Source organism: Flavobacterium sp. LAR06 (assembly GCF_041946075.1).
Classification (GTDB): Bacteria; Bacteroidota; Bacteroidia; order Flavobacteriales; family Flavobacteriaceae; genus Flavobacterium.
In genome coordinates, this window is sequence record NZ_JAUTYT010000008.1 from 74,512 (window position 1) to 95,479 (window position 20,968).

The window sequence follows — 20,968 nt, forward strand, 5'->3', positions numbered from 1 at the left end:
AAAATGCCGTTAAATTTTATGAATTTTGATTCCAGAACTAAAACTTATTATTCAATAAGGCTTAAGATTCTTTTCTTCTGGAAGATTCACGTACAAGTACTTCCGTATTTAAGAAAGCGATTTCCTGTACATCTTCATTTTTCGCCGACTTCAGATTCTTAATAATAATATCTGCAGCCGCTTTTCCCATTTTTTCAGCAGGATGCGTTATAGTCGATAAATTAGGATCAATAATTTGAGAAATAGGGTCATTATTAAAACCAATAATCGCAATATCTTCAGGCACTTTTATACCTCTTTTCTTGGCTGTTTGCACCGCACTGACCGCAATGATATCTCCTGAAGCAAAAACGCCATCAGGAAGTGGTTTTATGTCAAACAATTTATTGCTTGCCTTCACTCCTTCTTCATAAGTAACGGCTTTCAGATCAATAATTAATTCTTCATCAACCGGCAAATTGTGATCTCTCAAGGCTTCAACATAACCTCTTTTTCTTTCGTTATATAAATTACCAAATTCTGAGCCCGCTGTTAAATGCGCAATGCGGAGGCAACCTTGTTCTATAAGATGTTTTGTCGCTTTATAACCTGCAGAATAATTGTCAATTACAACTCTGAAAGTATTGTAGTCCTTAGGAACCCTGTCTACAAAAACCAATGGAATATTGTTATTTGAAAATTGCTGAAAATGCGAAGTATCTCTGGTTTCCATCGCAAGCGAACAAATAACACCGCTTACACGGTTGCTGTATAAGGATTTTGCCATATTAACTTCGTCGTGATACGAGTCATGCGATTGCATGATAATTACCGAATAGTCCGATTTTTGAGCCGTAATTTCGATACCACTAATTAATGATGACAAAAAAGGCTGTGTAACTGTTGGTATCAGAACACCTATTGTTTTTGTCTTGTTTCCACGCAAACCTGCGGCAAGAGTATTGGGTACAAAACCCATTTCTTTTGCGGCCTTTTTAACTTTCTTGATCGTCTTATCACTTATTGAATGATGATCTTTTAAAGCCCGTGAAATTGTTGAGGTTGCCAGATTTAGCTTCTCAGCAATATCATAGATCGTTACGTGTTTATTTTCTTCCATAAAATAGATAATAAGAGATGTAAATATAAGTTATTTTACAACATTATATCTTCCTAAATTAAGCTTCCATTTTTACGATCAGCCAATCTCAACATCTAATGATGAAAATCCAACATTCTAACATTCCAATTATCTAATTGTCACTCCTCATACATTTCCATCCACAAACGTGTTTCTTCCAAATCCAGTTCTTTTTCTATTTTTCGAAAAATTTCTTCATTGACTGCCCCTTGTTTGTGCATCACTTCCAATTTTACGCGCTCAATATTCAACAGATCTATTTGAAGTTTAGTAAACTCATTAAAAATCTCTCCTCCCATTACATTACCATTCCCAAAAAAATTAGCCGGAAGTTCTGTTTTCTGCAAACGATTAAACTTCACTTCATATTTACTTTTAATGTTATGAAGTAAATCGTCATTAAGCAATGAAAAGTTATCTTCAATATGGGCAATTGTCTCAGAAACAATAACATTCCTGATCTCGTATTCTTCGGCTATAATAGAATAAGGCTGAATTTTTAATTTTTTGATCAGCCACGGAAGTGTTAATCCCTGAATGACCAATGTCGAAAGAATGACACAAAAAACCAGATAGATAATAAGATTACGCAAAGGAAACACCTCTTTTTCATTCATCATTAAAGGCAATGCCAAAGCGGCTGCCATAGAAACTACGCCCCGCATTCCCGACCACCCAAAAATGATCATGTTTCGATAATCAAATTCTTCTTTCTGTTTATTTTTACTGCTTAAGTATTTCTGCAACAATGTTGACGGAATTACCCATAGAAAACGTACTACAATAACAACTGCACTAATACTCGCTCCCCATAGAAACAAAGAACTGCCAGAATAATTACTGATTCCAATGATAATATGACGAAGCTGTAAACCAATCAATATAAAGATAAGACCATTTAAAATATTAGTCAAAATACTCCAGATGGTTACGGCCATAATACGGCTTTCATGTGTAAAAATACTTCCTGATCGTGCCGAAAGATAAAGTCCGGTTGTTACCACGGCAAGTACACCGGAACATTCGAAATGCTCTGCAATTAAATAAGAAGCAAAAGGCGTTAAGAGGGTTAATGTCGCTTCGATAATATCATCGCAAACAAATTTTTTATGAACAATGCTCATTACAAAACCAACCACTAAACCAATGGCAATACCAAGTATTGACATGATAAAGAAATTCAAACCAGCCTCCCAAAGCACAAAATTTCCAGCCAGAATTGCCGCCAGTGCATATTTATAAGCTACTAATCCACTAGCGTCATTAAGCAGACTTTCACCTTCAAGTATTGCAATAAGACGAGGATGAAGACCCAGACCTTTTGTTATTGAAGTAGCCGAAACCGCATCGGGAGGTGAAATAATAGCGCCCAGTAAAAAAGCCAAAGGCCAGGACATATCTTCAATAAGCCAATGGGCTGCGAGAGCAACTGCCAGCGTGGTAAATAAAACTAAACCAACAGCTGCCATCGTTATTGGCCGAATCGTTTTTTTGAATTCAAACCAACTCGTATACCAGGCAGCGTGATATAGTAGCGGAGGCAAAAAAATAATAAAAACTACTTCCGGATTTAGGGCAATAACCGGAAGCCCGGGAACAATACTAATAACAACACCGCAAAGTACCAAAACAATTGGAATTGGAAAATTGTATCTTTTACTAATCAGGCTAAGAAAAGCAACGCCAAATAGTAACATAATGATTACTGTGATATTTTCCATTTACTGCCGTTTATAGTTTTTTGGATTATACGAAATTAGGGAACTAATATAATATTTTATGCGATTATGAATGTAAAAAACAGTAAATAATCCGGCACAGAATTCAAAACACTTTTACTTGTCTGGCATCAGAATATTTAGATATTTTCTATTAAAGTGTCTTAAAAACAATTAAATTTGGAAACCCTAAATTCATTGCAATTATGTTACAAAAAAGAAATTCTCTTTGTTTATTAGCCTTACTTCTTGCGTTATTTTATGCGCCACTCTCCTATTCACAAACCGCTGCTCCCAAAAAGGAAACCCGTTCCAAATTATTTGAAGAAGCAACCACAGACAGTGAGTATCTTATGGCTATTGAAAAGGCCAATGAAATGATGGAATCAGCTTATAATGATGCCGATTTTGATAGTGCTTCTCATCATTTATTTGGAGAAATTAAAAGAACGCAAAGCAAACTTGACCTGATTCTGGCAAGTTTGAAAGGCGCGAACCCAAATGTGCGTAACCAGCAAATGTATCATACGGTTCTGGAAGAAATTCAGCAACAACTGGAAGAACAGAATACGGCTATCAACTTGCGCAATGAAAATCTGGAGAAGATAAAAGGCCGTTTTATCGAGCTGCGTAAAGACAAAAATCTGATGGCACTTTTAAAGGATACCATCCGCCGCAAGCATTTCAAAAAAGAGTTTGCCAATCTTAGAAAAAAATATCTTAGTACAGATAGCCTGATGACAAAAAATCAGGGGATTCTAAACAAGAAAAAAAGAATTACCGTACAACGAAAAATAGCCGTTTCAAACGCATTGCTGGTTGTAGAAGGTAAGCTTGAAAAGTCCGGAATTAGCATGCTGCATAAAGAATATCCTTTTTTATGGAGTGTTAACGACTCTGTTCCTAAAAAAACAGTGGCACAGAACATTGGCGCCAAAATAGTTATTGAGGAAAAAGTTGCCGCTTATTATTTGAGTTATCGCACTGGAGGACTCATTACGCTGCTCTTCTTTATTGGACTTCTGGCCTGGTATGTTTCACGTAACTTAAAATATCTTAAAACAAATGGACATTCAGAAAACCTTTCATTATTTAATTTCAAATATTTAAACAGAGGGTTTCTTATTCCGGTTGCTATAATTGGACTTAATATTGCTGTTGTTAGTAATTTATTTGCACCGGCTTTGTTTATAGAATTACTTCAAATGCTTTTGCTAGGAATTTTGACTATTCTTTTCAAAAATCAATGGTCAAAAGTAGCGATGAAAAACTGGCTATTTCTATTGGGATTATTCTTCACGCTTTGTTTTCTGGATCTTTTTATTGAAGTTGGATTCTTTCAACGCTGTGCTTTTATTGCCATAAATATTTTTGGAATACGCTATGGCCTGGTGCAAATCAAAACACTCAAAAAACAATTATACATCCAGGGATTTTTTAAGTGGGCCAGTATAATTTTTATTGGTTTTAATGGTTTATCGATACTTTATAACCTTTTCGGAAGAGTTTCACTTTCGAACATGCTGAGCCTGACTGCTTTCATTTCCCTTACGCAGATAGTAGCGCTTAGTGTGCTATTGAAAATAATCTTAGAAATCATTCTTCTGCAGATATATACCACCAGGGTTAAACGTGGAATTGAAAAGATTTTTGATCACGAAAGTTTATCCAATACACTCAAAAAGCCTTTTGTTTTGATAATTGGTTATATGTGGGTGGTGGTAATTGCCTCGAATTTAAACATTTGGCAATCACTTCGAACTTCTTTAGGAGAATTACTAAGCCGTCCTAACAATATTGGAAGCATAACTTTTACCTTAGGAAACATTGTTTTGTTTTTTATCATCATCTGGATTGCCCATTTACTCCAAAAATATGTCGCGTATTTCTTTGGTGAAATTGATGACGAAAATGAAGAAAATGTCAACAAAAGACAACATTCTAAGTTACTTATCACCAGATTAATTGTTTTGATTGGTGGTTATCTTTTGGCCGTTGCCGCCTCAGGAATGCCCTTAGATAAACTGAGTATTCTTTTAGGAGCTTTAGGTGTCGGTGTTGGACTTGGACTTCAGAATGTAGTTAATAATTTCGTTTCGGGTATTATCTTAATTTTTGACAAACCAATACAGATTGGGGACGTTATCGAAATTAGTTCTGAATCCGGTCGTGTAAAATCAATGGGATTGCGAACCACTAAAATCAATGCGCCAAACGGTGCCGAAATCATTATTCCCAATGGAAATTTATTGTCTCAAAATATCACCAACTGGACGTATACCGACAATTTTAAATTGGTTGAAGTTTCAATAGACATTAGTGGTGATACCACTCCGGACGATATCAATGCGACGATCATGCAGGCACTGGAAAGTTTGTCTTTGGTAAACACAACCAAAACACCACAAATTTTTTATAATGCTATTTCTGATGGAAAATATAAAGTATTAGTGAAGTTCTGGTGCAGTATTTACCGTACCGAAGAAACCGTTAGTTCTGCCCGTCAGGTTCTTTTTAGCAGTTTTAAAGCTAAAGGATTGACTTTTTCGAGTTAAGAATTGACATTATAAATTATAAAAAACGCCTCAGAAATCTGAGGCGTTTTTCGTTAATCGCATTTTAATTAATGATGATCATCATGCTTATGATCTTTATTAGAATTCCCTTTTGAATTTTTAGGGTTTTCATGTTTCTGTTTGTGTTCTGATTTGTTTTTCTCCGGTTTACTTCCTCTGCTTTTTTGAGGTTTTCCATGATATCCTTTTGGATAATTTTCTCTGTGTTTCTTGTGATACGAATAAGGAGTGTTTCCTTTATAATCCTTTAAAACCACTTTATAACCTCCATATAAATCATAATTTCTGTACTGTGAAGGAAGTCTTTTATCGCGAATCCATCTGCCATTATTATCATAAATATATTGGCGTTCCGCGACATCATAATAAATATCAATATCCGGTAAATAATAATATCTACTGTCGTCATTTCCTTCCGGTCCCCAGCTTGGAGGAGTCCCAATATTTACATTAATTGAAACTTGTGCCTGAGCAAAAGATATACTCATAAAAAGCACTAAGGCGAATACTAATTTTTTCATCGTTTTTGTTTTAAATTTTAATTTCATTTAATAGTAATCGAAAGTAGTGCCAATAATTTCGATTATCACATCCATTATACAGAACCACCAAACCAATCGACGGAGAGCACTTTTTAACCGACATAGAGGTAACAAAAACGCCTCAAAATTTGAGGCGTTTTCATTAGTCATGTTTTAATAATAGAGATCATTGTGTGGAACTTCAGATCTTTTTCTTTGACTTGTATTTATTATTTTTCAAAAATAACAACAAACTTCAACTTCAGAATTATTCTTTATACCGATCAGCCCATTTTATCGACCAATAATGCTTTTCGGCATAAAGAATCTATTTCCAGCCTCCGCCTAAAGCGCGGTACAAATCAACCACCGCTTGTAATTTTTGCAAATTATCATTAACGCCACTCAATTGTGCCGCTAAAAGATTTTGCTGTGATGTCAATACATCTGTATAGTTTGTATCCGAACTGTATTCTAAAAGCTGCTGTGTATAATCAACTGCTTTTTCTAAGGCTTCAATTTGTTTTTTTCTTGAATCTTCTTTGTCAGCCGCCATTTGATAAGCGTACAAAGCGTTGGAAACTTCTTGTCCTGCAACCAAAAGACTTTGTTGGAAATTATTATAAGCCTGTACTTGTTGCGATTGCGCCGTCGTCAATCTCATTTTATTAATTCCCTGATTGAACAAAGGCTGTGTCAATCCACCAATTAGCGAATAGAAAACCGAATTGGTAAAGAAATCTGTCAATTGCAAATTCGAAAAACCACCACTTGCTGTCAATGTCAAACTTGGATAAAAATAGGTTTTAGCCATATTTGTCATTTCAAAAGCCGTTCTCAAATTAAATTCAGCCTGACGCACATCGGGGCGATTTTCTAATAATTGAGAAGGCAAACCAGTCGCCAGATTCTGAGGTATATTTTGAGTTTCTAAAACACCTCTGTCAATTGGTCCCGGAGCTTCACCTAACAAAATATGAATTGCATTTTCTGTCTCGCGAATATTACGTTTTAAATCCGGAATCAATACTTCTGCCGCGTATTGGTTGGCTTCACTTTGTACAACCGCCGCACCGGTAACAATTGCGCCTTCTTTTAAATCTTTTATGGTTTGCACATTTTTGATTCGGCTTTCTAAAGTCTCCTGCGTGATAAGCAATTGTTTATCATAAGCCAATAATAAAAAATAATTGTTGGCAATATCAGCTATCAATTGTGTTTGTACAGCTTGTTTGGCTGCATCTGTACCCAAATAAGTTGCTAAAGCTGCTCTTTTAGAACTGCTTAATTTTCCCCATATATCAGCCTCCCACGAGGTACTCAAACCTAATTTATAAGTTGTGGTTAAAGTATTGATGTTGATTCCTGCCGGGAAATTCAACCCTGCTTCTGATTGTTTAGTTCGGGTTGCGTTAGCATCCAAATTTAAAGTTGGGTAATACGCTAATTTACTTTGAGTTAGCGAAGCACGCGCCTGCACAATATTTTCAATAGCATTTTTCAGATTCAAATTCTGATCTAATCCTTTTTGAATCAGCGCATTTAATTTTTCATCTTTAAAAACACTTTGCCAGGGCATATTCGCAATAGTAGTCGAATCGGCAGAAGCCTGATCACGATACAATTTATCTGTCGAAATAGTTTTCGGACGTTCATACTTTTTGGTAATCGAGCACGCACTTAAAAGTGCGGCTGTCAGTACCAGTACAATATATTTATTTGAACTATGAGTCATTTCTTTTGAATTAAATTATTTACTCTTTATGAGCTTCGATCAACTGCACTTCTTCATCATCGTCATCATAACCGTCTTTAGCAGGACCACTTACTTTTTCCTGTAAAGTCTGGAAAATGATAAACAAAACCGGAATTACAAATACTCCCAAAATGGTTCCGATTAACATCCCTCCGACTGCTCCGGTTCCGATCGATTTATTTCCGACAGCTCCTGCTCCTGTTGCAAACATCAACGGAACAAGTCCGAGAATAAACGCAAACGAAGTCATCAAAATTGGTCGTAAACGCGCCACGGCTCCTTCAATTGCCGCTTGTACAATTGGCAATCCTTTTCGTCTTCGGTCTAATGCGAATTCGACAATCAAAATACCATTCTTCGCCAGCAATCCAATCAACATGATTAAGGAAATCTGTAAATAAATATTACTGTTCAATTTGAAAATAATCGAGAATAAATAAGCTCCTGCCAATCCAAACGGAATTGAAAACAAGACCGCAAATGGTAATATATAACTCTCGTATTGTGCACTTAATAAGAAGTAAACGAATACAAGACAAAGAATAAAGATGAAAATAGTCTCACTTCCTGAAGCCAATTCCTCACGCGTTAAACCTGAGAATTCATAACCATAACCTGCTGGTAAATTTTCAGCAGCCACTTCCTGAATTGCCTTAATAGCATCTCCTGAACTAAAGCCCGGATTTGGCGCTCCTGTAATCGAAATAGAAGTAAATAAGTTAAATCTTGAAATCGATTCCGGTCCAAAAACTCTGGTCATTTTTACAAACTCTGTAATAGGTGCCATTGTTCCCGCATTGTTACGAACAAAAATTTTATTTAATCCTTCTGTATTGGTACGGAATTCCGGAGAAGCCTGTATCATAACACGGTATTGTTTTCCGAATTTATTGAAATTCGAAGCATACAATCCACCATAATACCCTTGCATCGTTGATAAAATCGAGTTTACGGGAACTCCTGCATCTTTGGCTTTAGCCAAATTAATTTCCATCATATATTGTGGAAAACCAGGATTAAATGGTGTTGTTGCATATTGTATTTCCGGACGTTTAGATAGTTTTTCTAAAAAGTCAGTATTCACTTTATAGAATTCTGCTGTTGAGTGACCTCCTTTATCCTGCAACTGAAATTCGAATCCACCACTTTGTCCAAATCCCTGAATTGTCGGTGGCGAAATGAAGAAAATATTAGCTTCACGAATACCACTTGTTTTGGCGAAAAGCTGACCAATTACATCATTAACGCTTAACTCACGTTCATCCCACGGTACTAATTTTACAATAACCATACTGTAAGCACTTCCCGCTCCGGCTGTAAAGTTTTGTCCCACAATACGAAGCGTGTTTTTAACTCCCGGAATCGTTTTGGCAATACTGTCTACTTGCTTGGCGATTACATCAGAACGTTCCATAGAGGCCGATGGCGGTAAACTGATATTCGCAAAAACTGTCCCCTGATCTTCCGAAGGAACGAAAGCAGATGGTGTCGTTTTCATCATATAAAACAATCCTGCACTGGCAATAAGAATAGCGGCCAATACAATCCATTTTTTTACCGAAAGAAAACTAACCGAACGTTTGTATCTGTTGGTTACATTATCAAATGCAACGTTAAACGAAGTGTAAAATCTTTGAAGATAACTTTTATGTTTGTGGTCATCAGCATGCGGTTTTAAAAGCAAAGCACACAATGCCGGACTCAAAGTCAAAGCATTTACTGCCGAAAGAATAATCGCAACCGCTAGCGTAATACCAAATTGTTTGTAGAAAACTCCTGTAGATCCGTTAATAAAGGTTACCGGAATAAATACCGCTGCCATTACTAATGTAATCGAAATAATCGCTCCGGAGATTTCATCCATCGCATCGATTGTTGCTTTTTTAGACGATTTATAACCATGATCCAGTTTAGCGTGCACGGCCTCGACGACGACAATCGCATCATCGACGACAATACCAATCGCAAGTACCATCGCAAAAAGGGTCAATAAATTAATCGTAAATCCAAATAAACTCAGGAAGAAAAATGTTCCTACAATGGCAACCGGAACCGCAATCGCCGGAATTAATGTTGATCTAAAATCCTGAAGGAAGATAAATACAACGATGAAAACCAATATAAAAGCTTCAATCAAAGTATGAATTACCTTTTCGATAGAAGCATCTAAATTTTCATTGACATCAACAAGAATGGTATATTTTACTCCTTTCGGGAAGTTTTTAGCCGCATCTTCGATCAGTTTTTTAGAATTGTTGATTACGTCACGGGCATTTGATCCCGGAGTCTGGCTAATCGCCATCGCCGCAGATTCTACTCCGTTTGTTTTAATTGTAGACGCATAACTTAAAGACCCTAATTCTACTTTGGCAACATCTTTTAAGCGTAGCATTTGTCCGTTACCAACAGATTTGATAATGATTTCACCAAATTCCTTTTGGCTTGTTAAACGCCCTTTGTATTTAATTACATATTGAAACGCCTGATCGCCGTTCTCACCAAATTTACCAGGTGCAGCTTCAATATTTTGTTCTGCCAAAGCAGCCGAAATATCACTCGGAATAAGTTTGTATTGCTGCATGATATCCGGTCTTAACCAGATTCTCATCGAATAATCTTTGGCACCAAAAACCGTTACATCTCCTACTCCAACTACACGCTGAATTTGCGGCACAAGGTTAATCTTAGCATAATTTTGAAGGAAAGTCTGATCGTATGCTTTATCCTCACTATATAAAGAGAAAATCAACAAGTTACTACTCTGACTCTTAGTTACCGTTACACCGGCCTGAGTTACCTCTACCGGTAATAAACTTGTCGCTCTTGAAACCCTGTTTTGAACGTTTACCGCTGCTAAATCAGGATTTGTTCCTACTTTAAAGAAAATTTTGATAGAGGCATTACCATCATTTGTTGCTGAAGATGTCATGTAGGTCATGTTCTCCACACCATTAATTTGCTCTTCCAACGGAATTACAATACTTTTCAGTACCACATCGGCATTCGCACCCGTATAACTTGCTGAAACGTTTACGGTTGGTGGGGCAATATCCGGATATTGAGAAATAGGCAGCTCAACGAGTCCCAAAATACCCAGAATAACAATAATAACAGATATTACTGTCGAAAGAACAGGTCTTTTTATAAATATTTTAAACATTTTTTTATTATTTTAAGTCAGCGTATACCGTTTCTGAGCTCTGATTTTGAGGTTTAATTTCGCTTCCGTCTTTTAATGAAGCTACTCCTTCTAATACAATTTGATCTCCTGTTTTTAAACCACTTGTAACTACATAGTAATTACCTGCTGTATTTTCTAAAACTGTGATATTTACGTTTTTAGTTTTTCCGTCTTTTCCAACTGTAACGGCAAAAACCTTATCCTGAAGTTCGAATGTGGCACTTTGTGGAATTAGTATTTTTTCTACAACTTCATTCGGAATTCTAACTGTTGTACTGCTTCCGCTTCTGATGATGCTTTTTGGATTTCCGAAACGTGCTCTAAAAGTTACCGAACCCGTTTCTGTATTAATTAATCCGTTTACGGTTTCAACTCTACCTTTCTCCGGATACGTCGTACCATCTGAAAGAAGCAAGGAAACCTCAGGCATATTTTTAATTTTTTGAGCCAGCGTAGTGCCCGGAGATGCTGTGCTTTGAGTAAAATCCAAAAGCTTTTTCTCATTTAAAGCAAAATAAGCGTAAACATTACCAATGCTTGAAACTGTGGTCAAAGGATCTGCTGTATTTGAACTTACTAAACTTCCTAAACGAAACGGAATAGAACCTACAACGCCATTAACCGGACTTGTTACAGTTGTATATCCTAAATTGGTTTTCGCATTTACCAAAGCGGCGTTTGCCTGCGCTAAAGTAGCCATAGCTGATTCGTAATTGTATTGCGCAGATTCTAAATCGTATTTACTAATGATTCCTTTTTCAACTAAAGGTTTTACTTTATTCACGGCCAATTTTGCAGCACTTACAGAAGCCTGTGCGCTTTTAATACTTGCAGATGCCGTTCTAACTTCTTGCTCGTATTCCGGAGCACTGATTTTGAATAAAGGCTGTCCCACTTTTACAACGGCACCTTCATCAACAAAAATCTTATCGATATAGCCTTCAACCCTTGGGCGAATTTCGATATTTTGCTGTCCCTGAATGGTTGCTGGGAAATCGGTATATAAGGTGGCTGACTGTGGCTGTAATGTCAGCGTTTTATATTCTTTTACTTGTGCTGCAGCTCCGGCTTTTGCCGATTGATCATTTTTATTCCCGCACGAAGCGATGATAACAGACGCAGCAAGAATGCTTAAAAAAGATTGCTTATTCATTTTGATGAAATATGAGATTATCAATTTATTAATAAGCAAAAGAACTAAAACTCTTCAAACAAAATTTTTCAAATAGACGAAGCCCCAGACACAATCGATAGATATACAGTGAGAACCGATAAAAGTTGTTTCGGTAAAAAACCGTATTTTTGATAAAGGCTCGTCGGCTGTAAAATGGTTTTTGTGGATTGTGATTCCATTTTGAGCGATTGGTTTTCTGTTATATTGGAATAAAAACTAATATTGTCCTTAAAATCAGAAAGTATAATGACATTTAATTTTTTCAAACCATATATGTTTCCTGTAATCCATATCCTAACCTGGATATTATTAGGATACATTCAGCTGTTTTACATACCGCTTACCTGGAATATTAACCTTCCGGGCATTTTTTGGTTTTGGCAATCTCTTGTCTTATTTCTGTTGATTGTTGTTTTTTATTATAATGCCTTGATTATAGTTCCAAAAACAATCATAAAAGATAAAGTAACACCATTTTTACTGTGGGCGCTCTGGATCGTTTTTGCCCTGCAGCTTGTTTCCTATTTATATAATTACAATACAGATCTTCATGATAAACTGGCCGCGCTTTTAGGCTTTAAAAAATATAGAAATGATTATTTTGACAACTATGTTTTTAGTTTAACCTTATTGGTTTTAGGAATCAGTACCAGTTTTGCGATGCTGCAACACTGGCAGAAAGCCGCACAGCACAAACAAAAATTAGAACAGGATAAAACCATGGCTGAATTGGCAATGCTGAAAGCGCAAATTAATCCGCACTTTTTTTTCAATTCACTTAACAGTATTTATTCGCTTACTTATACAAACATCGAAGATTCCAGAAATGCGCTGCACACTTTAAGCCGAATGATGCGCTACCTACTTTACAGTACAGAAGAAAGAACCACGTTATTGAAAGAAGCTGATTTTATGAAGGATTTTATTGCCCTGATGAAACTTCGTGCCAATAGTAAATTGACCATTACAACAGATATTCCTGAAAAAATACAGGATTATCCAATCGTTCCGATGCTGTTGCTTCCTTTGGTAGAAAATGCTTTTAAACATGGTATTCACGCTACGGATAAAAGTGAAATACATATTTCGCTTTCGCAAAATGGAAGTGATCTTACTTTTGAAGTAGAAAATACTTATTTCGAAAAATCTTCTACAACAAGTGAAGGCGGTATTGGACTAACCAATACAAAACGCAGACTGCATTTAATCTACCCAAACAAACATTCCCTAAAAGCCGGAATTGGCGAAAATGGCATGTATAACGTAAAACTGCAAATAACTTTAGTATAATGACAACATTAAAATGTATAGCAGTAGATGATGAGCCTCTTGCATTAAAACTGGTCGAAACTTTTATTGAGCAGACGCCTTTTCTGGAATTAATTTCCAGTTGTGACAATGCCGTTGAAGCCATGGGTGTTATTCGGGAAAAACAGCCAGATTTGGTTTTCTTAGACATCAATATGCCTAATTTAACCGGAATGGAATTGGCGAGACTTTTACAGGAACAGGCGGGATTATTGCCAAAAATTGTTTTTACAACGGCTTATAATCATTATGCTATCGAAGGTTACAGAGTTAATGCCGTTGATTATCTTTTAAAGCCTTTCAGCTACGAAGAATTTTTGCGTGCTGCCAACAAAGTTTTGCAATTGGCCGAAGAAACTTCCAATGAAAATCTGCAAGCCACTGCTGCAGATGATTTCATCTTTTTGAAAGTAGAATATCAATGGGTAAAAGTGAATTTGAAAGACATTTTATATATTGAAAGTTTAAAAGATTACGTAAAAGTACATCTCGAAAATTCAGATAAAGCTTTGATGTCCTTGATTTCATTAAAAGCATTGGAAGAAAAACTATCGTCTTCAAAATTCATGCGAATGAACCGTTCGTTTATTGTTTCTCTTGAAAAAATAAGCGCAATAAGCAAGAATTCAATTTTCATTAATAAAACAGAAATTACCGTTGGCGAACAATATAAAGAGACTTTTAAAGTAATTGTTGACAAATGGATAAAGTAAAAGTGTAAAAAATTATCGCCGCCGCAGTCCCAGAGGGGCGCCATATTTATAGAATTTTATACGGTGTGAGAATAGAGCCCCAGCGGAGCGAATATCCCGCAATACATATCGCTCCGCTGGAGCTTTAAATCGGAATACATTTATTTACTATAAACATAACGCTCCGATGGAGCTCATTTTAAAATATTTTACAAACCTACATTTGAAGATAAATACCCCAATCTATTTTTAACTACATATTACATTTAAAATCTCATGGAAAAAAGATCAAACAAATATTACTTAACACTAAGCTTAAAAGAATACGCAAACGGCGAAAACCAGCCAGCAAAAGAACTTGGAATAGAATTTAGTAATCACGATGAAATATTTGATATCATCGAAAGAATAAAGGCAAAAAACTTATTTGACAATGAATCTGAAGCGATTCAATTTGCGTTGGGACTAAAATTATTTGGAGAGATGAAATTGAAGCATCGTAAAAATCCCTTATTTGATGAATTAAACGAGGTTTTTCCTGTGTTTATGAAGAAGTTAAAGAGTTTGTAATAGGTATAAAAATGCGGTAAAAACAAAAAACGCTTCAGATTTCTGAAGCGTTTTTTACATAAATAAAAAGACAAATTAAGCCTTTGCTTTTCTCTTAACGGTACAGCCAATTTCTTTTGTCTGAGTAATAGTTGGTTTTTGATTGCTTTTTAATGCTGCAATCACATCCTCTGCATATTTCGTTTTCTGTGGATTGTTTCCTTCCGGATCATTATCGATGGCACCTACATATTCAACTACATTTCGTTTAGCTGTTTTTGAGACGATAAAAAGATGCGGCGTACGTTTTGCTCCGTATTGATCCGTTACCTTTTGGCCTGCATCAAATAAATAAGGGAAAGGGTATTTCTTGCTTTTGGCCAATTCCTGCATTTTTTCGAAAGTATCTGCTTTAGAAGCTTCCGGATCATTAGGATTGATAGCAATTACCGGATAACCTTGTGGTCTGAACTTATTATCCAGATCAATTATTCTTTGCTCATAACCTATCGCGTATGGACATTTATTGCAGGTAAAAACTACAATATAACCTTTTGCTTTTGGAAAACTGGAGAACGAAACCTCTTTGCCATCTACATTTTTCAATTTAAAGTCTGGCGCAACATCTCCAGCTTTAAGGGTTGCATTTTGCGCCTGCGTAAGAAAGGCAGAAAACGCCAACATAACTAAAAGGATTATCTTTTTCATGATTTACAGTTTTTTATATTCAGTTAATAATTGCTCATAAGTAAATTCGTTTTCCATAAACTTTCGTTTATCGCCTTTGATAAAAAGCGTAGCCGGAATGCTTCCGGACCATGAGGGATCTATGCGGTCTATATATTCTTGTGGACTGCTTTCATTCAATAGAAAAACTTCATTTTTTAAATTCTTCCTTTTTACAAACGGCACAACAGCCGAACTCAATTTTGACTTAAAGTCAACACTTACCAACAAAACTTTTACTTTCCCCGATTTATAATCGGCCTGAAGTTTTTCAAAATGAGGCAATTCCTTAATGCATGGCGCACACCAGGTGGCCCAAAAGTTAACTACATAAGTACTGTCTTTTCCATTTTTTATCCTTTCGTTAAGCTGGACAATATTGAGCAGCTTAACATTTTGGCTGTATCCCGAAAATGTAAATGCCATTAAGAAAAATATGGAAAAACTAAATGTTCGAATTTTCATCATACAATAGAATTATTTGTTTCTGAATTATCCATACAAATGTAACCGATAATTTTTTTTGTTGCTGTTAATGAAAGTTTAATGCGGAAATTTATTCCTTTGAAAATATTCCAAAATTTAAATCGTTTTCGTTTTTTTAAGGACTTTTTAAGCGCCGAAAGATTTCCTTACCAAATTTCTATTCGTAAATTAGCAAAAACAAAATTGATTCGAATGACAATACTTACGTTTACCCTGATTATGCTTATTGGCGCTTTTTTAGCAGGTTTTATTGGTTCATTATCAGGTTTAGGCGGCGGTATCATTATTATTCCGCTTTTAACTGTCGTTTTAGGAGTTGATATTCATTACGCCATTGGTGCCGCTTTGGTTTCTGTAATTGCAACTTCCTCCGGATCCGCTGCGGCTTATGTTCGGGAAGGAATTACCAATATGCGTTTGGGAATTTTTCTTGAAATCGCCACTACAATTGGCGCCGTTTGCGGTGCTTTACTATCTACTATTGCTCCTACTTCATTTATAGCTGTTTTATTCGGTATGACTTTAATATTTTCAGCTATAAATTCTCTTAGAAAAAAAGAAGAACATATTGTATTAGAATCAAGTCCGTTGGCTAAAAAGCTAAGATTACAAGGCACTTATCCGTCACATGATGGCGAAGTTATCAGTTACGGAACAAAAAACGTTATTGGCGGTTTCAGTATGATGGGAGTTGCCGGCATGATGTCGGGACTACTCGGAATTGGTTCCGGAGCTTTTAAAGTAATTGCGATGGATAATATTATGAAAATTCCCTTTAAAGTTTCGACCACCACCAGCAATTTTATGATGGGTGTTACGGCAATGGCAAGTTCTGTGATTTATATTCAAAAAGGTTATATCGAACCCGGAATTTGTATGCCGGTTGTTATTGGTGTTTTATTCGGTGCTATGGCCGGAGCCAAAGTTTTAGTAAAAACAAACCCTAAAAAACTCAGAATATTTTTTGCCTGCCTGATTTTTGTTTTGGCAGTAAATATGATTTATAACGGACTAAATGGAAAAATCTAACAGTATGCAGCAAGAAAAATTTGGAGAAAAAGATTTTCAAAACATCGTAGGTAATTTATTGCGTTACGGCGTCTGGATTTCATTAGCAGTCGCTTTTATTGGTGGAATAGTTTATTTGATAGGACAAAGCACACATATTGAGAATTACTCTGTATTTCATGAAAATGACCGAAACATATTTGAAGTAGTTGCTGATGTTTATCAGGGCGTGATTCAGGGAAAAGGTGAATCACTAATCTTCTTCGGAATCATTTTACTTTTTCTGACGCCTGTATTTCGTGTTTTGCTCTCTTTATTTTCTTTCCTTCTGGAGAAAGATTATCTTTATGTTGCGATTACACTGATTGTGATTCTGATTATTTTAATCAGTGTTTCATTTGGCTTCTCTCATTGATCTTTTGCTGTAGGCTGTAAGCTTTAAGCTATAGGCTTTCCCAAAAAGCTTAAAGCGTATCTTAAAGCTCAGAGCAAAAAAAAACTTTGTGACTTCGTGCCTTCGTGGCAAAAACCTAAAATTATGGAAATAGGAATAGACAGTTTTGCTTCGGCAATGTATGGCAGCAACAATTTGAGTAGTGTTGATGCAATGGAACAATTACTTCAAAGAATCGAACTGGCAGATCAGGTTGGTCTGGATGTTTTTGGAATTGGAGAACACCATAAAAAAGAATTTTTAGATTCGGCTACTGTAGTGATATTAAGTGCTGCCGCCGCAAGAACAAAAAATATCCGATTAGCTAGTGCTGTTTCGGTTCTAAGTGCTGCCGATCCAGTGAGAGTATATCAAAGTTTTGCTACTTTGGATTTGATTTCAAAAGGTCGTGCCGAAATTGTAGTAGGCCGTGGTTCTTCTATTGAAGCCTATCCCCTTTTCGGATTTAATCTGAATGACTACGATGCGCTTTTTAAAGAAAAATTAGAATTATTTCTACAAATTCGGGATAATGAATTTGTAACCTGGTCAGGGAAATTCCGTCCGGCTTTGAATAACCTTCCAATTTATCCGAGAACATTGCAGGAAAAATTACCTGTTTGGCTGGGTGTGGGCGGAACTCCTGAATCTTTTGTTAGAGCGGGAAGTTTAGGATTGCCATTGATGGTTGCAATTATTGGAGGACAAACGCATCGTTTTCGTCCTTTAATCGATTTATATCGTGAAGCAGGAAAAGCAGCAGGTTATAAACCAGAAGAATTGAAAGTTGGTTTGCACTCTCCGGGTTTTGTTGGAAGTACAACAGAAAAAGCCATCGATGAATATTATCCTGGTTATGCCGAACTTTGGACAAAATTAGGACTAGAGCGTGGTTGGCCGCCCGTTACAAAAGCCAAATTTGATGGTTTAATTGATGACGATGGTGTGTTAATTGTGGGAAGTCCGGAACGTGTGGTAGAAAAATTATTAAGACATAGCGAATCTTTGGGTGGCGTAGACCGATTCACTTTCCAAATGGACAATGCAGGACTAACCCACAAGCAATTAATGAATGCTATAGAATTGATTGGTACAAAAGTGATTCCTTTGATTCATAAGGGTTAATTTTTGCAACAGATTACACAGATTAAAAGGATTTTTAGCAAACCTAAATCAAACCTTTGAACCTTTGTCACTCTCCCCCTTTGAACCTATTAAAAACAAAAACATCCGCAAATAGCGGATGTTTTTGTTTTTAATCTTTTCTAAAAATTAGAATTTATAAGTAACCCCAACTCTGAAGTTTCTTGGTGCTTCTGTCTGCCAGTAATAAGCAGAAAGCCACTCATAATAAGAACCACTGTAAAGGTATTTATCCAAAATATTGAAAACATTCGCCGTAACTTTTACTTTTCCTGTTTCATAAGATAAACCTCCGTCTAATTTAAAGTAAGATGGTAATTTTTGAAGCCCTTCACTCCATGTATCTGTTTGACGGCCATCAAGGAAAGTTCCTCCTAAAGAAACTCCAAATCCTTTAATTTTACCACTTTGAACAGTATAGTTTAACCATGCATTTGCTGTATGTTTTGCGTATCCAGGGACAACAGAACCTTCTTTAATAGTTGTAACATTTGATTCAAGAACAATAGATTCAGTAAAAGCGTAGTTTGCAATAAGATTTAAACCTTCAAAGATTTTTCCTCTCACATCAAATTCAGCTCCCTGAGCTCTTTTTTCACCTAATACGACACTAACTGGCTTACTTGGATTACTCAAAGGATCTGTTGTGAGTTCGTTTTTCTTTAAAATATTGTACACAGATAAAGATGTATTCCATGAACCGTCAAACCAGTCTTTTTTAATACCAAATTCAATATTATTCCCTGTCAAAGGTTTGATTTCTTCTCCTTCTTTAACATTACCTGTCTGTGGCAAAAAGGCCTGATCATACAATCCGTATACTGCAAAACTATCAGTTATAGAATAACTTACCCCTACACGTGGTGTAATATGACTGTCTGACTTTGTATCCTCATAGCTGCTGGACTGGCTAATCCATGTGTATCTTGCAGCAAGTGTCAATCTTAATTTATTTTGGAAGAAACCAAGTTCATCCTGAATATATCCAGCTGCATATTCCGAACCATAAAGTCCACCTGCTCTCTGGCTAAGAGGTGTTTCGCGATCAAAAGCAGGAAAACCGTTAGATGGTGTTCCATAATTTGGGTTATAAACATTGAATGGATTAGCAGCTGTATCAAGATCATGAGATTGTCCCCAATCAGCCATATAATCTTTACTTCCTAAATCTACTCCCGTTAGTATTTTATGGCTAACAGATCCTGTATTGAATTTTCCGTTCACAAATAATTGTCCCAAATACATATTACTTTCTGCATCCCAAATACCAACGTTTCTAATAATATTTCCTTTTCCAAGAGTATTATCATCTGATCCAACTAAACTTGGCCAAGAACTGTATCCTTGCTGTAAATATTTAAAATAAGAAGTCTGTGCAGTAAGCTTCCAGTTATCATCAAATTTGTGTTCAAACATTAAATATCCACTATGATCCTGAATATTAGTATCAGGCAAACCTGGCTGTGTCATTGTGAATCCAACTGGCAAAGTTGCATATCCGCCTGATGCTGGTCCAAATACGTAGTAAGAACCTACCTCTGTCATATTTGCATACTGAAAATTATATTCAGCAGTCAATTTTGTTTTATCATCGATTTGGTATGAAATTACCGGAGCAATTACATAACGATTATTGTGCTCAAATGCACGGTGAGAACCTTTGTTTTGAGCAGCTCCATTGAATCGGTACAATAATTTTCCTTTTTTATCTAATTTACCGTCAAGATCGATACTTACACGGTAAAAGTCATAACTTCCACCAAGTACAGAAACTTCTCCTTTTGTGATTCCGGTTGGCTTTTTAGTCACCACATTGTAAAGCCCGCTTGGGTCTCCGCTTGAAAGCATAAATCCTGCTGGTCCTTTTACGAACTCAATATGATCAACAAAACTCATATCTTCTGTTAATGGTCCCCAGAAAGAAGAAACTACATTAAATCCGTTACGGAAGGCCTGAATTTGAGAACCACGCATGGTAATATTAGTATACAAATCACCCCAGTGCTCTAAACGTACAGCTCCACTCACGTTACGAATAACACCATCACTCATGCTCGTAATTTGTTGATCTTTTAAGGTCTGACCACTAATAATTTGTATGTTTTGTGGAATTTCTAAAACCGGTGTCTGTAAACGCAGAGATAAAGAAGGTTTATCTTGCTTGTATTTGTTTTTTGTAATAACAACTTCTTCAAGGTCTTCCTGGCTTTCAGAAAGTGAGAAGCTTTTATTTGTAGTTTGTTTCGATTTCACTACAATATTGTCTTCAACTGGCTGAATTCCGACAGCACGAATGCTAATTACATAACTGCCTGGCTTTACATTCTTAATCTCATATTGTCCATACGAATTGGTAACGGCAGTATATTTAGTACCTTTAAGAGCAACTGCAATATTTTCTGCAGGGACGTTTCCACTTAAGGTAACTTTTCCAGTTACTTTTCCTAATTCCTGACTCATCATACTTAATGAGCTCAAAAACAGCATATAAAAGAAGACTTTTTTGATAGTATTTATATTCATTTTGAATAAGGTGTTAAATTTATGGTGCAAAAGTAAGTTCTAAAGTTGTGTTAT

The 20,968-nt window shown here is 36.1% G+C and carries 16 protein-coding genes; 7 read left to right on the forward strand and 9 right to left on the reverse strand.

Translation table 11 applies throughout. The annotated features are described in order from the left end of the window. Nucleotides 1-61: 61 nt before the first annotated feature. Entirely contained in the window at nucleotides 62-1,099 is a 1,038-nt protein-coding gene (locus Q7C23_RS13055; RefSeq protein ID WP_375032935.1) for a LacI family DNA-binding transcriptional regulator, read from the reverse strand. Nucleotides 1,100-1,239: 140 nt separating this feature from the next. Beyond that, on the reverse strand, nucleotides 1,240-2,841 hold the full coding sequence (locus tag Q7C23_RS13060) for a Na+/H+ antiporter (protein WP_375032936.1): 1,602 nt from the start codon (nucleotides 2,839-2,841) through the stop codon (nucleotides 1,240-1,242). Nucleotides 2,842-3,044: 203 nt separating this feature from the next. Between Q7C23_RS13060 and Q7C23_RS13065 the strand changes: the two genes are divergently transcribed. Further along, complete coding sequence (locus Q7C23_RS13065; RefSeq protein ID WP_375032937.1) at nucleotides 3,045-5,393, forward strand: mechanosensitive ion channel family protein; 2,349 nt, start codon at nucleotides 3,045-3,047, stop codon at nucleotides 5,391-5,393. 68 nt (nucleotides 5,394-5,461) lie between these two features. Here the strand turns inward: Q7C23_RS13065 and Q7C23_RS13070 are convergent, their stop codons facing one another. The 4 genes from Q7C23_RS13070 to Q7C23_RS13085 all read right to left on the reverse strand — a co-directional run bounded on the left by Q7C23_RS13070 (nucleotide 5,462) and on the right by Q7C23_RS13085 (nucleotide 12,025). Next, nucleotides 5,462-5,935: a hypothetical protein gene (locus tag Q7C23_RS13070; RefSeq protein ID WP_375032938.1), complete on the reverse strand. Its 474-nt coding sequence runs from the start codon at nucleotides 5,933-5,935 to the stop codon at nucleotides 5,462-5,464. Between the two features lie 328 nt (nucleotides 5,936-6,263). Beyond that, entirely contained in the window at nucleotides 6,264-7,670 is a 1,407-nt protein-coding gene (locus tag Q7C23_RS13075; RefSeq protein ID WP_375032939.1) for an efflux transporter outer membrane subunit, read from the reverse strand. Between the two features lie 19 nt (nucleotides 7,671-7,689). After that, nucleotides 7,690-10,851, reverse strand: coding sequence for an efflux RND transporter permease subunit (locus Q7C23_RS13080; protein ID WP_375032940.1), 3,162 nt, complete (start codon nucleotides 10,849-10,851; stop codon nucleotides 7,690-7,692). A 7-nt stretch (nucleotides 10,852-10,858) separates the two neighbouring features. Continuing rightward, on the reverse strand, nucleotides 10,859-12,025 hold the full coding sequence (locus Q7C23_RS13085) for an efflux RND transporter periplasmic adaptor subunit (RefSeq protein WP_375032941.1): 1,167 nt from the start codon (nucleotides 12,023-12,025) through the stop codon (nucleotides 10,859-10,861). A gap of 267 nt (nucleotides 12,026-12,292) precedes the next feature. On the opposite strand from Q7C23_RS13085, the gene Q7C23_RS13090 reads away from it, so the two are divergent. The 3 genes from Q7C23_RS13090 to Q7C23_RS13100 all read left to right on the forward strand — a co-directional run bounded on the left by Q7C23_RS13090 (nucleotide 12,293) and on the right by Q7C23_RS13100 (nucleotide 14,616). Then, a complete protein-coding gene (locus Q7C23_RS13090) occupies nucleotides 12,293-13,336 on the forward strand; it encodes a sensor histidine kinase (protein ID WP_375032942.1) in 1,044 nt (347 codons plus the stop codon). Continuing rightward, the gene (locus tag Q7C23_RS13095) at nucleotides 13,336-14,067 is read left to right on the forward strand and encodes a LytR/AlgR family response regulator transcription factor (protein ID WP_375032943.1); all 732 of its coding nucleotides are present in this window, start codon (nucleotides 13,336-13,338) and stop codon (nucleotides 14,065-14,067) included. Before Q7C23_RS13090 ends, Q7C23_RS13095 begins: the two co-directional genes overlap by 1 nt. A gap of 255 nt (nucleotides 14,068-14,322) precedes the next feature. Beyond that, nucleotides 14,323-14,616, forward strand: a complete 294-nt coding sequence (locus tag Q7C23_RS13100; protein ID WP_375032944.1) for a DUF3861 domain-containing protein — start codon at nucleotides 14,323-14,325, stop codon at nucleotides 14,614-14,616. Between the two features lie 75 nt (nucleotides 14,617-14,691). On the opposite strand, the gene Q7C23_RS13105 is transcribed toward Q7C23_RS13100, so the two are convergent. Continuing rightward, a complete protein-coding gene (locus Q7C23_RS13105) occupies nucleotides 14,692-15,303 on the reverse strand; it encodes a thioredoxin family protein (protein ID WP_375032945.1) in 612 nt (203 codons plus the stop codon). 3 nt (nucleotides 15,304-15,306) lie between these two features. Beyond that, the gene (locus Q7C23_RS13110) at nucleotides 15,307-15,747 is read right to left on the reverse strand and encodes a TlpA disulfide reductase family protein (protein ID WP_375032946.1); all 441 of its coding nucleotides are present in this window, start codon (nucleotides 15,745-15,747) and stop codon (nucleotides 15,307-15,309) included. 252 nt (nucleotides 15,748-15,999) lie between these two features. Here Q7C23_RS13110 and Q7C23_RS13115 point away from each other — a divergent pair, with 252 nt between their 5' ends. The 3 genes from Q7C23_RS13115 to Q7C23_RS13125 all read left to right on the forward strand — a co-directional run bounded on the left by Q7C23_RS13115 (nucleotide 16,000) and on the right by Q7C23_RS13125 (nucleotide 18,373). Then, nucleotides 16,000-16,836: a sulfite exporter TauE/SafE family protein gene (locus Q7C23_RS13115; RefSeq protein ID WP_375032947.1), complete on the forward strand. Its 837-nt coding sequence runs from the start codon at nucleotides 16,000-16,002 to the stop codon at nucleotides 16,834-16,836. Continuing rightward, nucleotides 16,823-17,230: a DUF1634 domain-containing protein gene (locus tag Q7C23_RS13120; protein ID WP_375032948.1), complete on the forward strand. Its 408-nt coding sequence runs from the start codon at nucleotides 16,823-16,825 to the stop codon at nucleotides 17,228-17,230. Before Q7C23_RS13115 ends, Q7C23_RS13120 begins: the two co-directional genes overlap by 14 nt. Nucleotides 17,231-17,353: 123 nt before the next feature. Next, nucleotides 17,354-18,373 (forward strand): LLM class flavin-dependent oxidoreductase, encoded by a 1,020-nt coding sequence (locus Q7C23_RS13125; protein ID WP_375032949.1) that lies wholly within the window; start codon nucleotides 17,354-17,356, stop codon nucleotides 18,371-18,373. 147 nt (nucleotides 18,374-18,520) lie between these two features. Here Q7C23_RS13125 and Q7C23_RS13130 read toward each other — a convergent pair whose 3' ends face one another. Beyond that, on the reverse strand, nucleotides 18,521-20,914 hold the full coding sequence (locus Q7C23_RS13130; RefSeq protein WP_375032950.1) for a TonB-dependent siderophore receptor: 2,394 nt from the start codon (nucleotides 20,912-20,914) through the stop codon (nucleotides 18,521-18,523). Nucleotides 20,915-20,968 lie beyond the last annotated feature (54 nt).

Excerpts from the sequence above, each read along its gene's own strand:
- Q7C23_RS13130 (WP_375032950.1), bottom strand. The coding sequence starts at position 20,914 with ATGAATATAAATACTATCAAAAAAGTCTTCTTTTATATGCTGTTTTTG.
- Q7C23_RS13055 (WP_375032935.1), bottom strand. The coding sequence starts at position 1,099 with ATGGAAGAAAATAAACACGTAACGATCTATGATATTGCTGAGAAGCTA.
- Q7C23_RS13095 (WP_375032943.1), top strand. The coding sequence starts at position 13,336 with ATGACAACATTAAAATGTATAGCAGTAGATGATGAGCCTCTTGCATTA.
- Q7C23_RS13105 (WP_375032945.1), bottom strand. The coding sequence starts at position 15,303 with ATGAAAAAGATAATCCTTTTAGTTATGTTGGCGTTTTCTGCCTTTCTT.
- Q7C23_RS13060 (WP_375032936.1), bottom strand. The coding sequence starts at position 2,841 with ATGGAAAATATCACAGTAATCATTATGTTACTATTTGGCGTTGCTTTT.
- Q7C23_RS13085 (WP_375032941.1), bottom strand. The coding sequence starts at position 12,025 with ATGAATAAGCAATCTTTTTTAAGCATTCTTGCTGCGTCTGTTATCATC.
- Q7C23_RS13075 (WP_375032939.1), bottom strand. The coding sequence starts at position 7,670 with ATGACTCATAGTTCAAATAAATATATTGTACTGGTACTGACAGCCGCA.
- Q7C23_RS13110 (WP_375032946.1), bottom strand. The coding sequence starts at position 15,747 with ATGGCATTTACATTTTCGGGATACAGCCAAAATGTTAAGCTGCTCAAT.
- Q7C23_RS13125 (WP_375032949.1), top strand. The coding sequence starts at position 17,354 with ATGGAAATAGGAATAGACAGTTTTGCTTCGGCAATGTATGGCAGCAAC.
- Q7C23_RS13120 (WP_375032948.1), top strand. The coding sequence starts at position 16,823 with ATGGAAAAATCTAACAGTATGCAGCAAGAAAAATTTGGAGAAAAAGAT.
- Q7C23_RS13090 (WP_375032942.1), top strand. The coding sequence starts at position 12,293 with ATGACATTTAATTTTTTCAAACCATATATGTTTCCTGTAATCCATATC.
- Q7C23_RS13070 (WP_375032938.1), bottom strand. The coding sequence starts at position 5,935 with ATGAAAAAATTAGTATTCGCCTTAGTGCTTTTTATGAGTATATCTTTT.
- Q7C23_RS13100 (WP_375032944.1), top strand. The coding sequence starts at position 14,323 with ATGGAAAAAAGATCAAACAAATATTACTTAACACTAAGCTTAAAAGAA.
- Q7C23_RS13065 (WP_375032937.1), top strand. The coding sequence starts at position 3,045 with ATGTTACAAAAAAGAAATTCTCTTTGTTTATTAGCCTTACTTCTTGCG.
- Q7C23_RS13115 (WP_375032947.1), top strand. The coding sequence starts at position 16,000 with ATGACAATACTTACGTTTACCCTGATTATGCTTATTGGCGCTTTTTTA.
- Q7C23_RS13080 (WP_375032940.1), bottom strand. The coding sequence starts at position 10,851 with ATGTTTAAAATATTTATAAAAAGACCTGTTCTTTCGACAGTAATATCT.